At 69.6% G+C, this 13,658-nt stretch carries 9 protein-coding genes; 6 read left to right on the top strand and 3 right to left on the bottom strand.

Annotation, left to right across the window (positions count from 1 at the left end; translation table 11 throughout):
- Positions 1-282 precede the first annotated feature (282 nt).
- Together AC3WTD_RS04355 and AC3WTD_RS04360 are read left to right on the top strand one after the other, a co-directional pair.
- Entirely contained in the window at positions 283-2,964 is a 2,682-nt protein-coding gene (locus AC3WTD_RS04355) for a M1 family metallopeptidase (protein WP_492613013.1), read from the top strand.
- 178 nt (positions 2,965-3,142) lie between these two features.
- Positions 3,143-4,162: a hypothetical protein gene (locus AC3WTD_RS04360; protein WP_492613014.1), complete on the top strand. Its 1,020-nt coding sequence runs from the start codon at positions 3,143-3,145 to the stop codon at positions 4,160-4,162.
- 50 nt (positions 4,163-4,212) lie between these two features.
- Here AC3WTD_RS04360 and AC3WTD_RS04365 read toward each other — a convergent pair whose 3' ends face one another.
- The 3 genes from AC3WTD_RS04365 to AC3WTD_RS04375 form a co-directional block, all read right to left on the bottom strand.
- Positions 4,213-5,466, bottom strand: a complete 1,254-nt coding sequence (locus AC3WTD_RS04365) for a polyhydroxyalkanoate depolymerase (RefSeq protein ID WP_492613015.1) — start codon at positions 5,464-5,466, stop codon at positions 4,213-4,215.
- 90 nt (positions 5,467-5,556) lie between these two features.
- Entirely contained in the window at positions 5,557-6,324 is a 768-nt protein-coding gene (locus AC3WTD_RS04370; protein WP_492613016.1) for a class I SAM-dependent methyltransferase, read from the bottom strand.
- A gap of 41 nt (positions 6,325-6,365) precedes the next feature.
- Positions 6,366-6,869 carry an RDD family protein gene (locus AC3WTD_RS04375; protein WP_492613017.1) on the bottom strand — a complete coding sequence of 168 codons (504 nt, stop codon included), beginning with the start codon at positions 6,867-6,869 and terminating at the stop codon, positions 6,366-6,368.
- A 50-nt stretch (positions 6,870-6,919) separates the two neighbouring features.
- Here AC3WTD_RS04375 and xerD point away from each other — a divergent pair, with 50 nt between their 5' ends.
- The 4 genes from xerD to AC3WTD_RS04395 all read left to right on the top strand — a co-directional run bounded on the left by xerD (position 6,920) and on the right by AC3WTD_RS04395 (position 13,657).
- A complete protein-coding gene (gene xerD, locus AC3WTD_RS04380; RefSeq protein WP_492613018.1) occupies positions 6,920-7,837 on the top strand; it encodes a site-specific tyrosine recombinase XerD in 918 nt (305 codons plus the stop codon).
- A 167-nt stretch (positions 7,838-8,004) separates the two neighbouring features.
- Entirely contained in the window at positions 8,005-8,778 is a 774-nt protein-coding gene (locus AC3WTD_RS04385; RefSeq protein ID WP_492613019.1) for a DsbC family protein, read from the top strand.
- 227 nt (positions 8,779-9,005) lie between these two features.
- Positions 9,006-12,884, top strand: coding sequence for a phosphoribosylformylglycinamidine synthase (gene purL / locus AC3WTD_RS04390; protein ID WP_492613020.1), 3,879 nt, complete (start codon positions 9,006-9,008; stop codon positions 12,882-12,884).
- A gap of 29 nt (positions 12,885-12,913) precedes the next feature.
- Entirely contained in the window at positions 12,914-13,657 is a 744-nt protein-coding gene (locus tag AC3WTD_RS04395) for a hypothetical protein (protein ID WP_492613021.1), read from the top strand.
- The last annotated feature ends 1 nt before the right edge of the window (position 13,658 follow it).

Raw genomic sequence — 13,658 nt, forward strand, 5'->3', positions numbered from 1 at the left:
CAATAGACGTACGCTATGACATGGATGGTAACAATCAATTGGAACGATGCAAGGGCGTGACCTATCCTGCATGCACGTTCTGCAACACCCCGCGCGTCGGAGTCCCCTCCCTCCAGCTCCCCCGCAGGCGCGCGGGTTTTCCCCGACCGGCGACAAGGCCTGCCTTGCCGCCGGTTTTTTTCGTCTCGTGATCCGGCCGGTGGCCGCCATGCCTTCCGGCACTGGGTCAAAGGTCATGACGGCCCTAGCTTGGGTTTCCCCTCGCAAACCAGAGATGTTTTCATGCGCCGTTTCGCCCGTCCCCTTCTGCTCACCGCGCTGGCTGCCTGCTGCGGCGCCGCGTTCGCCGCCAGCGCCGACCAGGCGCCGCAGGGCCGGCTGCCCGGCTGGGCGGTGCCGCAGTCGTACCAGCTCGCGTTCAAGGTGGATCCGGCGCAGCAGGACTTTTCCGGCACCACCACGATCAAGGTGAAGCTGAACCAGGCCTCCGACCATCTGTGGCTGGACGGTGCCGAATTGAAGGTGTCGAAGGTGACCGTCACCGACGCCGCCGGCAAGGCGCATGCCGGCAAGTACGTAGCGGTGGACCCGAAGGCCGGCGTGTCGCGGGTGGATTTCGGCAGCACGCTCAAACCGCAGCAGCTGACCTTGAAGTTCGAGTACACCGCGCCGCTCAACCAGCAGCTGCAGGGCCTGTACAAGGTCACCGCCAAGGGCCAGCCATACGCGATGACGCAGATGGAGCCGATCAGCGCGCGCTTCGCCTTCCCCGGTTTCGACGAGCCCGGCTTCAAGACCCCGTTCGACATCACCATCACCGTGCCCGAGCACGAGAACGTGGTGGCCAACACCCGTCAGGTGAAGGAGCAGCCGGCCGGCAAGGGCTGGAAAACCGTGACCTTCGCGCAGACCCAGCCGCTGCCGACCTACCTGGTGGCGTTCGCCGTGGGCCCGTGGGACATCGTCGACGGCCCGGACATCTCGCCCGACGCGTACCGCGCCGAGCCGCTCAAGCTGCGCGGCATCGCCGCCAAGGGCGAGGGGCATCGCATGCAGCACGTGCTGAGCGAGACGCCGAGCATCATCCACGCGCTGGAGAACTACTACGGCTTCGGCTATCCGTTCGGCAAGCTCGACCTGCTGGCGGCGCCGGACTTCGAGGCCGGCGCGATGGAGAACCCCGGGTTGGTGACGTTCCGCGACTGGCTGCTGCTGCTCGACAAGGATTCGCCCGCGCGCAACGTGCGCGGCTCGTTCAACGTCAACGCGCATGAGCTGGCGCACCAGTGGACCGGCGACACGGTCACCACCGAATGGTGGAACGACATCTGGCTCAACGAAGCCTTCGCCACCTGGATGCAGCAGAAGGTCACCATGCAGGTGCACCCGGAATACCGCGCCGACCTGGACCGCGTGCGTGGTGCGCAGGGCGCGATGAGCAACGACAGCCTGACCAGCGCACGCAGCATCCGCCAGCCGATCACCGGCAACGGCGACATCATGACCGCGTTCGACGGCATCACCTACCAGAAGGGCGCCAGCGTCATCGGCATGTTCGAGAACTACGTGGGCGAGCCGACCTACCAGAAGGGCATGCGCGCGTACATCCAGCAGCAGAAGTTCGGCAACGCCACCGCCGACGACCTGGTCTCGGCGATCGCCACCGCGGCCGACAAGGGTGACGCGTTCAAGCACGCGTTCAACAGCTTCCTCGACCAGTCCGGCGTGCCCTACGTGGCGACCAGGCTCGAACAGAAAAACGGCAAGACCGTGCTGCGGCTGAGCCAGAGCCGCTACCTGCCGCTCGGCAGCCACGGCGATCCACAGCGCATCTGGGGTGTGCCGGTGTGCGTGCGCTACGGCACCAGCGGCGGCAGCAAGGTGGCCTGCGAAATGCTCGACCAGGCCACCGGCTCGATGGCGCTGCCTGGCGCCAGCACGCCGACCTGGGTGATGCCGAACGCGAACGCCAGCGGCTACTACCGCTTCAGCCTCGACCAGGCCGGGCTGGACAGCCTGATCAAGCAGGTCGGCAAGCTCAGCGATGCCGAGCAGCTGGCCTACGCCGACGCGATCAACGCCAGCTTCCGCCGCGGCGATCTGGACGCGGGCCAGGTGCTGGCCGCGCTGCAGCCGCTGGCCGGCTCGAAGATCCGCGAAGTGGCCGTGGCGCCGCTGGACACGGCAAGTGGCCTCTACCAGCGCATCGCCGTCACCGACGCCCAGCGCGCGCGCCTGGCCGACTGGGCCAAGGCCGCCTACCTGCCGCGGCTGGAGCAGCTCGGCTACCAGCGCAAGGCTGGCGAAGCCGAGGATGACGCGCTGCTGCGCAGCAGCCTGGCCGGCGCGCTGGCGCTGGACTTCAAGCTGCCGGAAGTGCGCGCGGCGCTGCTCAAGCAGGGCGAGGCGGCGCTCAAGCCGAAGGCGGGTGGCCATCTGGACCTCGCTGCCGCCGACCCGGACCTGCTTGGCGACGCGCTGGGCGTGGCGGTGCAGCAGCACGGCAAGAGCGCGGTCGATGCGCTGGTTGCCGAATTGCCGAAGACCAGCGATGCGGCCCTGCGCAACGGCATCCTCGGTGGCCTCGCCAGCGTGGAAGATCCGGCGCTGGCCGAGCAGGTGCGCGACTTCGCGCTGACCAAGCCGGTCAAGGTCGGCGAGATGGCCATGTTGCTGCGCGGCGTCCGCGACACCCAGGCCCAGCGCGACGCGATGTGGTCGTGGTTCACTGCGCACTACCAGCAGATCCTCGATCGCACCGGCAGCTTCTCCGGCGGCCGCCTGCCGTCGCTGGCGGCTGCCGGCGGCTGCTCGGCAGCCGAGTACGACCGCCTGCAGGCGTTCTTCAGGACCCGCGAGCAGGACGCCGCCGGCATCGGCCGTGGCCTGGCGCAGACCGGCGAGTCGATCCAGCTGTGCAACGCGCTGAAGGCGAAACAGGACCCGGCCGCGATCCTGCGCTGAAGCAGCTGCGCAGTCCGGACGAAAGGCCCCACTACGGCGGGGCTTTTCGTTGACCGCCTGCATGCACCACAAGGCTGTTCCGTGCAAGCGGAATTTCCGGCCGTGCGTCCGGGTTTTGTCGCAGCGGCTGACGTAGCATGCGGCACGACACGCATCACCGGCATCGCATGCAGGGGGCATGATGATCGAGCTGGAAATCCAGGGCCTCTCGGAACGCCGTGAGGGCTTGCTGGTAGAGGTTGGTCGGCTGGTCCTGGCCGGCGGCTTCAGCCTGCAACGGCAGCGCCTCGTGCAGGATAACCACGGCATCCTGCTGACGATGGTGGTGCAGGGGCCGTCGCGCAAGCAGCGGGCGCTCGAGGCAGCGCTGGATGCCTGCGAGCGCTTCATCAGCGTGAAGATGTTTCCCTTCGTCGAAGGCGAGGCGCGGGCGCATTTCGCGGCATCGCGCGAACCGATGGAGCCGGTGCGCGTGGCTCCGCCAGTTACACGCCGCCCGGCAGCGGAGGCTCCCGCGGCGAAAAAAACGCCGGTCGCCGCGCCCGTGCCTGCTCCCGCTCCCGCGATGGCCGATCGTACCGGGATGGCGGGCGTCGTCGCGGCACCGGTCGCGCTGACCGATGCGGCAGCTTTGCCGACACCGACACCGACACCAGCCGTGGTGGAGGAGCCGATGTTCGAATTCATCCTGCCCACGCCGCGGGTGCCGGCCGCGCCGCCCGTGGTGGCGGCGCCATTCGTCCAGCTGGTGCCGCTGCCGGCGGATGAAGCGGCGGTCGGGCGGGCGCTGCACGAGTTGCCCTCGGAGTATCCGCGGATCGTGCCGCGGTTGCTGGCGTTGGCGCAGGCGGTTGCCGAGGGCGCGCGCGAATCCTCGCTCACGCTGGCGGGGCAGCGCACGGGCGCGTGGCTGTTCGAGCGCGAGTACGCGCTGGACGTCGGGCAGGACTTGCGCGCGGCCATCGAGCACATCGGCGCCCCCGCGCTGCGTGCGCTGGTCGAGGTCGATCAGCAGGACGGCCAGTTGCGCATCCACGCCAGCCCGCTATGCACGGAAGGCCACTCCGGCTGCGCCTTCTTCAGCGGTTTTCTGGAGGGGCTGCTCGGACCAGCGATCGCGTCGGGCAGCTTGTCGATCTTTCCCGTCTGCTGCCGCAGTTATGGCGCGGACGCATGCGTGCTGGCGATTTCGGATTGACGATGGGGCCGGGCCGCCGGGCGCAAAGCCTGGGCGCAATCGGCGGGCGGCTACTTCGCGGCGTGGTCGAACTTGCGGATGAAGTCGCGCACCTGCGGGTAGACCGTTTCGCGCCAGCGACGGCCGCTGAAGATGCCGTAGTGGCCGGCGCCTTCGATCACCTTGTGCGCACGGCGCGTGGCCGGGATGCTGCTGCACAGGTCGTGCGCCGCTTCGGTCTGGCCGAGGCCGGAGATGTCGTCCAGCTCGCCCTCGATGGTGAGCAGCGCACTGCGCGTGATCGCGGCCGGGTTCACCCGTTCGCCGGCCACGTCCCACCGGCCGCGCGGCAGCAGGAACTGCTGGAACACCTTCTCGATCGTGTCTAGGTAGAACTCGGCCGGCATGTCGAGCACGGCGTTGTACTCGTCGTAGAACTTGCGGTGCGACTCGGCGTCGTCGAGGTCGCCGCGGACAAGGTCCTGGTAAAAATCCCAATGCGAATTGAGGTGGCGTCCCGGGTTCATCGCGATGAACCCGGCGTGCTGCAGGAAGCCGGGGTAGACCTCGCGGCCGTGGCCGGGGTAGTTCGGCGGCACGGTGTGGATCACGTTGCCCTTGAACCAGGACAGCGGCTGGGTAGTGGCCAGGTTGTTGACGCTGGTGGGGTTGCGGCGCGGGTCGATCGGGCCGCCCATCATGGTCAGGCTGCGTGGGGCGGCCTCACCGCGCGCGGCCATCAGCGACACCGCCGCCAGCACCGGCACGGTCGGCTGGCAGACCGAGATCACGTGCAGGCTGGACGCGCCGATGTGGCGGATGAAGGCCTGGACATAGGCGATGTAGTCGTCCAGCCCGAACGGACCGACCGCGGCCGGCACCATGCGCGCATCGACCCAGTCGGTAACGTAGACCTTGTGGTCGCGCAGCAGCGTGCGCACGGTGTCGCGCAGCAGCGTGGCGTGGTGGCCGGACAGCGGCGCCACCACCAGCACCACCGGGTCGTTCTTCATCTTCTCGATGGTCGACGGGTCGTCGCTGAAACGCTTGAAACGCTTCAGCTGGCTGAACGGCTGGTCCAGCGCGACCCGTTCGATCACCGCGATCTCGTGTTCGTGCGCGATGGCGGTATGGATGCCGAAGGCGGGCTTCTCGTAAGCCTTGCCGATGCGATGCATCAGTTCATAGCCGGCGGCCATGCGCTGCGCGCCGGGCAACTGCGCGAACGGATTGCTGGCGTCGTTGAGCATGCGCGCGCCGGCCTGGGCGAAATGACTCAGCGGGCCGAGAAACGCGCGCTGCCACTCATGGATCTGGTAGAGCATCGGGACGATTTGTCGCAGGCGAAAGTCGCCATCTTAGCGCCGATCGGTTTCCGGAGTGTTGCGTCGCCGCCATCAGCGATGGCAGCTCGATCAGCGACTTGGCACCGAAACCGGCCGGTAGCGGCAGCGCAGCAGCAGCTCGTCGACGCCGCTGGTGTCGCCCAGCCCGGCGCGCCATCGCAGTGGTTTCTGGAAGCGCAGGCCGAGCGGCATCAGCACGCGGTTGTACCACCACATCGCGCGCTCACGGTGATGGGTGAGGTACCACTGGCCGAGTTCGAGCAGGCGCGAGGACTTCGGCTGCATGCCGTACACCGCGCTGCGTTCGATGCTGAAGCCATGCCGCGCGAGCAGGGCCACGATCCGCTCCGGCTCGTAGCGGCGGCAGTGGCCGACGAAATCGTCGAACGCCGTCCACGCCGCCGGGTGCAGCGGCACCGACAGCAGCACGGCGGCGCCCGGCGCTGCCACGCGCGCCAGTTCGGCCAGGGCGCCCTCGTCGTCGGCGACGTGTTCGAGGATGTCGAGCGCGCAGACCAGGTCGAAACTGGCGTCGCCGTATGGCAGCGCGCCGATCATGCCGTGTACCGCACTGGCGCCGCTGGCCTGCAGGCAACGCAGCGCGGCATGGCTGAGGTCGACGAAACAGCTGCCGTGCAACGGCAGCCGCGGACGCAGGCCAGGCGCCACCTCCAGCCGGCGCGGCGCGGCCGCGGCCAGTTCGTGCAGCAGCGGCCACGTGTTGAAGCACGCCGGCGCGATCAGTTTCGCCCCGGCCCACAGCGAGTCGTAGAAGCCGCGATTGGCGCGGATCAGTTCGGCGTCGCTGCGGCTTTCGGCGGGGTGCGGTGCGGGCATCGGCGGATTGGGCGACGGGGGCGCTGAGCGCAGCATGAAGTTCAGTTCAGCCGGCGGAGCTCGGTGCCGGCGGCGATGTCGTGCAGCGCGCGCCGGCGCGGGTCGACCAGGGCCACCGCGAACCAGCCGGCCCATACCGCCAGCAGCGTCCACAGCGTCGCGCGCAACCCGATCACCGGTTCCAGCAGCAGCAGCGCCAGCGGCGCGGCCGCCACCAGTACGCGGATCAACGCCTGCTGCAGCGTCGGCCTGCCGCCGTCGCCGCGGGTCAGCCGGATGCGCCACGGGCGCATGCCCAGCGTCTGCCCGCCGCGCCGCCACGAGCTGACGAAGTACGCCACCACCACCGCCCCTTGCAGCGCCTGGTACCAGACCGGCACCACCGTCCGCGCGCCGGTGCGGATCAGGTTGCCGCCGGTGGCGAGCTGACACACGAGACCCACCACCATCACGATCGCCAGCACGATCAGCAGGTCGTAGACCAGCGCCAGCAGGCGTCGCCACGGTGGGCAGGGGGTGTCGGTGGTGGCGAGGTTCGGCGGCATCGTGGCTCGGTCGCTTGCGTAGCGCGCGCGCAATGTCCAGCATCGAGCGCATGAAGAAGGACGAAAACCGCGCCAGTATCGCCGAAGCCGACCGGCGGGACATCAGCACGTTCGTGGAGCGGGTCTGGTCGGAGGACGGCCTGGCCGACCGCACGCTGGAGGCCTACCGGCGCGACCTGGAGGCGCTGGCGCTGTGGCTTGCCGCGCGCGGACGCAACCTGCGCACCGCGCGGCGCGAGGACATCTCCGCCTACCACGGCGCGCAGCCGGCGGCGGTGCGCTCGATCGCGCGACGGCAGTCGGCGTTCCGGCGCTACTACGCCTTCCTCGTCCGCAGCGAGCCCGGCTTCGCCGATCCGACCTTGCTGATCGAGCGGCCGAAGCTGCCACGCAGCCTGCCCAAGGCGCTGGCCGAACGCGAGATCGAGGGCCTGCTGACCGCGCCCGACACCGGCACTACGCTGGGCCTGCGCGACCGCGCCATGCTGGAGCTGATGTACGCCTCCGGCCTGCGCGTGTCCGAACTGGTAGAGCTGCCGCTGGCCGCGCTGAACCCGCGCCAGGGCGTGTTGCGGGTCACCGGCAAGGGTGGCAAGGACCGCCTGGTGCCGGTCGGCGAGGAAGCGCTGGTGCGCATCGGTGCCTACCTGGCTGACGCGCGGCCGGCGCTGGCGAAAGGCCGCCAGCCGGTGGCGCTGTTCCTCAGCCGGCGCGGCGAAGGCATGACCCGGCAGATGTTCTGGACCCTGGTCAAGCGCTACGCGCTGAAAGTCGGCATCAACCCGAAACGCATCTCGCCCCACGTGCTGCGCCACTCCTTCGCCACCCACCTGCTCAATCACGGCGCCGACCTGCGCGCGCTGCAGATGCTGCTCGGCCACAGCTCGCTCAGCACCACGCAGATCTACACGCTGGTGGCGAAGGAAGGCCTGAAGCGGCTGCATGCGCAGCATCATCCGCGAGGGTGAGCAAGTTCGGCTTCCTGGCCTAGGCAGCTCGCGCGGCAGTGCCGTGGAAACCACCATCGCGACCGGTTTTCTGCGGCACCGTGCACCGAATGGCGTTCAGCTGCCTGTGCGAGAATCCGTGTTTGCTGCCGGCGAGCGTGCCGGCCACGGATCAAACGAGGTTGATGATGTTGAAGAAACTGTTGCTGGCGCTGTGCATCGGCGGGCTTTCCCTGAGCGCCTGTGCGGCGGACAACGACGCGGCGCCGGTTGCCGGTTCGGCGGTGACGCCGGCGGCGCAGCAGATGGTGCGGCAGGCGATCAGGAGCCTGGCGGCGAACGTGCAGGTCGATTCGATCGAGCCGGCGCCAATGCCGGGCTTCTACCAGGTGATCGCCGCCGGCCAGTTGCTCTATGTCAGCACCGATGGCAAGTACGCGATGCACGGCGACGTGCTTGACCTGCAGAGCAAGCGCAACCTCGGCGACGACGCCTGGGCGCGCTTCCGCAAAGCCGAGCTGGCCAAGGTGCCGGCGTCCGAGCGCATCGTGTTCGCGCCGCCGAACCCGAAGTACACGATCAGCGTGTTCACCGACGTCAACTGCGGTTTCTGCCGCGCGCTGCACGAGCATGTGGCCGCGTTCAACAAGGAAGGCATCGCGGTGGAGTACCTGGCGTGGCCGCGTGAAGGCCTGGTAACCACCGCCGGCCGGCCCACGCCGACCTACACCGAGATGGTCTCGGTGTGGTGCGCCAAGGACCGCAAGGCCGCGTTCACCGCCGCAAAGGAAGGCCATGCGCCGGCGCCGGCCACCTGCACCAACCCGGTCAAGGACCAGTTCAACCTCGGCGTGAAGCTCGGCGTCAACGGCACCCCGGCGATCTACGGCCCGGATGGGCGCGTGCTGGGCGGCTATGTCACCCCAGAGCAGCTGTTGCAGGCGCTCAAGCAGGGCGGCTGACGCTGGCTTCTGTCCCCTGCGGCTGAAGGGGTTCTCTTGAGCGACAAGGCGGTGGAAAGTCGGGATGGGGTGCTCTTTGCGGGCGGGAGCAAAAGCCACCCCCTCACCTGAAGGACTCCCTTCGGTCGCCAGCCTTCCCCTGCTTTGCAGGAGGAGGCGCCAAGGCGATGCCGTATTGCAGCATAGGGTAGAATAGGCGTTTTCCTCGCACAGCTCCGTTCCCCCGCATGATCGTACTCGACGGGCAGAGCGCCCTCTCGCCGTTCCGCCTCGAACGCCTCAATGCCCGCCTGGATGCCCTGCATCACAGCGTGCGCGTGCAGGCGTCGTGGTTCGTCTATTTCGTCGACGCCGCCACGGCGCCGCAGGGCGAGTTGCGCCAGCACCTGCTGGCCGTGCTGGAGGCAAAGGACGCCGCGCCGGAGCCGGCCACGTTGTGGGTGGTGCCGCGGCTGGGCACGATCTCGCCGTGGTCGAGCAAGGCCACCGACATCCTGCATGGCGCCGGTTTCGACGCATCCGGCTTCAATCTGCGTCGGGTGGAGCGCGGCCTGGCCTGGCAGGTGGCCGGGCTGCCGCCGGCCGGGGCACCGGACCATGCGCCGATCATGGCGCTGCTGCACGACGCGATGACGCAGTCGGTGCTGCAGCGGATCGAGGACGCGCAGGGCCTGTTCCTTGGCGGCACGCCTGGCGACCTGGTGCACGTGGCGCTCGGCGTCGAGCCGCAGGCCGCGCTGGCCGCGGCGAACGTGCGGCTGGGCCTGGCGCTGGCCGACGACGAGATCGAGTACCTGGTCGACCGCTACGCCGAACTCGGCCGCGACCCCACCGATGCCGAGCTGTTCATGTTCGCGCAGGCCAATTCCGAGCACTGCCGGCACAAGGTGTTCAATGCCAGCTGGACGGTGGACGGCGCGGAACAGGACAAGACCCTGTTCGGCATGATCAAGCACACCCACCAGCGCTCGCCCGCGCATACGCTGTCCGCCTATTCGGACAACGCAGCGGTGATCGAGGGCAGCACCGGCCGGCGCTTCTTCGCCGATCCGGCCGATGGCGTGTGGCGCGCCCACGAGGAGCGCATCGACTACGCGATCAAGGTGGAAACGCACAACCACCCCACTGCGATCGCGCCGTGGCCCGGTGCGGCCACCGGCGCCGGCGGCGAGATCCGCGACGAGGGCGCCACCGGTCGCGGCGGCAAGCCGAAGGCCGGGCTCACCGGCTTCTCGGTGTCCGACCTGCGCATCCCCGGCCTGCCGCGACCGTGGGAAGTGGAGCGCCCGCTGCCGCCGCGCATGGCCAGCGCGTTCGAGATCATGCGCGACGGCCCGCTCGGCGCCGCCGCCTTCAACAACGAATTCGGCCGCGCCTGCCTGGGCGGCTATTTCCGCAGCTACGAGCACGAGACTGCCGAACCCGGCCTGCGCCGCGGCTACGACAAGCCGATCATGCTGGCCGGCGGGCTGGCCAACCTGCGCCCCGGCCACGTGCTGAAGCACGCGGTGCAGCCGGGCCACAAGGTGATCGTGCTGGGCGGCCCGGCCATGCTGATCGGCCTGGGCGGCGGTGCGGCCTCGTCGGTGTCCGGCGGTGCGTCGAGCGCGGAGCTGGATTTCGCCTCGGTGCAGCGCGACAACGCCGAGATGGAGCGGCGCTGCCAGGAAGTGATCGACGCCTGCTGGCGTCGCGGCGAGGCCAACCCGATCGTCAGCGTGCACGACGTCGGCGCCGGTGGCCTCTCCAACGCGATTCCCGAACTGCTCAACGACGCTGGCGTGGGCGGCGTGATCGACCTGTCGATGATTCCCTGCGACGACCCGTCGCTGTCGCCGATGCAGGTGTGGAGCAACGAGTCGCAGGAACGCTACGTGCTGGCGATCGCGCCGGAAAACCTCGCCGAGTTCGAGGCGATGTGCGTGCGCGAGCGCTGCCCGTATGCGGTAGTCGGCGACGCCACGGCCGAGCGCCAGCTGGTGCTGACCGACCCGCGCCGCGGACTGACCGTCATCGACCTCCCCATGGACGTGCTGTTCGGCAAGCCGCCGCGGATGCACCGCGACGCGCAGCGCGGCAAGCCGCGCGTCGACCTGCTGCCGGACCTGACCGGCATCGGCATGGACGAGGCGCTGCTGCGCGTGCTGCGCCTGCCCGGCGTGGGCAGCAAGAGTTTCCTGATCACCATCGGCGACCGCACCGTCGGCGGCCTGAACGCGCGCGACCCGATGGTCGGCCCGTGGCAGGTGCCGGTGGCCGATTGCGCGGTGACCCTCGCCGACTTCGACGGCTACGCCGGCGAGGCGATGGCGATGGCCGAACGCGCGCCGGTGGCCCTGCTCTCCAGCGCCGACGCGGCGCGGCTGACGGTGGGCGAGGCGATCACCAACCTGGCCGCCGCGCCGATCGCCAGCCTGGGCGAGATCCGGCTCTCCGCGAACTGGATGGCCGCGGTCAACCACCCGGGCGAGGATGCCGCGCTGTTCGACGCGGTGAAGGCCGTCGGCATGGAGCTGTGCCCGGAGCTGGAGATTTCGATTCCGGTCGGCAAGGACTCGCTGTCGATGCAGACCGTATGGAAGGACGGCGACACCGCGCAGCGCACGATATCGCCGGTGTCGCTGGTGGTCACCGGCTTCGCCCGGGTCACCGACGCGCGCCGCACGCTCACCCCGCAGTTGCGGCTGGACCGCGGTGCGACCGCGCTGTGGCTGATCGACCTGGGCGCGGGCCGCGACCGCCTCGGCGGCTCCGCACTGACCCAGGTGTTCAACCGTTCCGGCGGCGTGCCGCCGAACCTGGACGACGCGAAACGACTGCGCGCGCTGTTCGAGCTGGTGCAGGAAGCCAACGCCGGCGGCCTGCTGCTGGCCTACCACGACCGCTCCGACGGCGGCGTCATCACCACCTTGCTGGAGATGGCGTTTGCCGGCCACTGCGGGCTGGAGATCCACCTGGATGGCTGGGCCGAGGCGACCTTGCGCGCGCTGTTCAACGAGGAGCTCGGCGCGGTGGTGCAGGTGGCCGAGGCGAACCGCGAGGCGTTCGAGGCGCTGTTGATCAAGCACGAACTGGCCGGCGTCAGCCACCGCATCGGCCGACCGAAGGAAAAGCTGGGCATCAAGCTGTTCCTGGGCGACGAGACCTTGTTCAAGTGGCACTGGAGCACGCTGTTCAAGGCCTGGAACGAGACCAGCCATGCGATGCAACGCCTGCGCGACAACCCGCTCACCGCCGACGCGGAGTCGGAGTGGCGGCTCGACGACGCCGATCCGGGCATCACGCCGAAGCTCAGCTTCGACCCGGCGCAGGACGTCGCTGCAGCGTTCATCGGCCAGGGCGTGCGCCCGCGCGTCGCGGTGCTGCGCGAGCAGGGCGTCAACGGCCAGGTGGAGATGGCGGCCGCGTTCACCCGCGCCGGCTTCGACGCGGTGGACGTGCACATGTCCGACCTGGCCAGCGGCCGGGTGAAGCTGGCCGAGTTCCGCGGCTTCGCCGCCTGCGGCGGCTTCTCCTACGGTGACGTGCTCGGCGCCGGCCGCGGCTGGGCCACCTCGATCCTGTACAACGACTACCTGCGCGCCGAGTTCGCCGCGTTCTTCGCCGATCCCACGAAGTTCGCGCTCGGCGTGTGCAATGGTTGCCAGATGCTGTCGCAGCTGAAGGAGATCATTCCCGGCGCGCAGCACTGGCCGAAGTTCCTGCGCAACGCGTCCGAACAGTACGAGGCACGCCTGGCCACGCTGGAGATCCTCGACACGCCGAGCCTGTTCTTCAAGGGCATGGCCGGCTCGCGGATTCCGGTGGCGGTGGCGCACGGCGAGGGCCGGGTGAGTTTTCCGCACACCTGCAGCCCGTCGAAGTCGAACGGCGCCGTGCGCTTCGTCGACAACCGCGGCAGGCCGACCGAGAGCTTCCCGCTCAACACCAACGGTTCGCCCGGTGGCTTGGCCGGTTTCACCGCCGCCGACGGCCGCGTGACGATCATGATGCCGCACCCCGAGCGCGTGTTCCGCAGCGTGCAGCTGAGCTGGCATCCGGAACAGTGGGGCGAGGATTCACCGTGGATGCGCATGTTCCGCAACGCTCGCGTGTGGTGCGGCTGACCGCCTACCGCGTCGCGAGGCACTGAGTGATGGTCCGGCGTCATTCGCCGGCATGGCGTGTCGTACTGCCACTACTGGCCTGGCTGATCCTGCTGGCGCTGCTGCCGTGGTGGCTGGGCCTGCCGCTGCTGCTGGCGCTGGCGATCGCGGTGGCCGTGCTACCGCAGCGGCTGGCCGACGAGCATGCCGCCTTGATCCGGCGCACCCTGCGCTGGGGCCTGCCCGGCATGCTGTTCGCGCTGCAGCGGACGCTGGGCGGCGATGCCTTCGCCTGGGGCGCGGCCTTGCTGGGTGCGTTGGCCGGTTACACCATGCTGGCCGGGCTGGAGGCGTGGCTCGACCGCGAGCTGCGTCGCGCGCCGGCGGCGCCATCCGCCGAGTGGCCGGAACTGGCGATGGCGCCGATCGGTCCGGCGGCGGAGATCATCGAGCTGCAGCTGCCGGCATGGCAGCTCGCCACCGGCGGCCTGCCCGATCCGCTGGGAGGTTGCGTGGCCCACCGCGATGGCGCATACGTTTTCGAGATCGGCGAGCGCATCGCCGGCGCCGACGCACCGGTCGCCTTCAGCCCCGGCGGGCGCTGGTTTGCCGCGCAGCTGCGCCACGGCCGCGGCGTGCTGCTGTGGGATCGCCAGCGCGAGCGGCAGCACCGCCTGCGCGGCTGGCGCCTCGACGGCTGGTACCGCGGCCAGCCGTACCTGGTGCGCCGCGACGGCGACATGCCGCTGGCGCTGTCGACCGTGCTTGGCGGGGACGACGCGGATGAAAGCTGAA

Source organism: Rhodanobacter sp. FW106-PBR-R2A-1-15 (assembly GCF_058789735.1).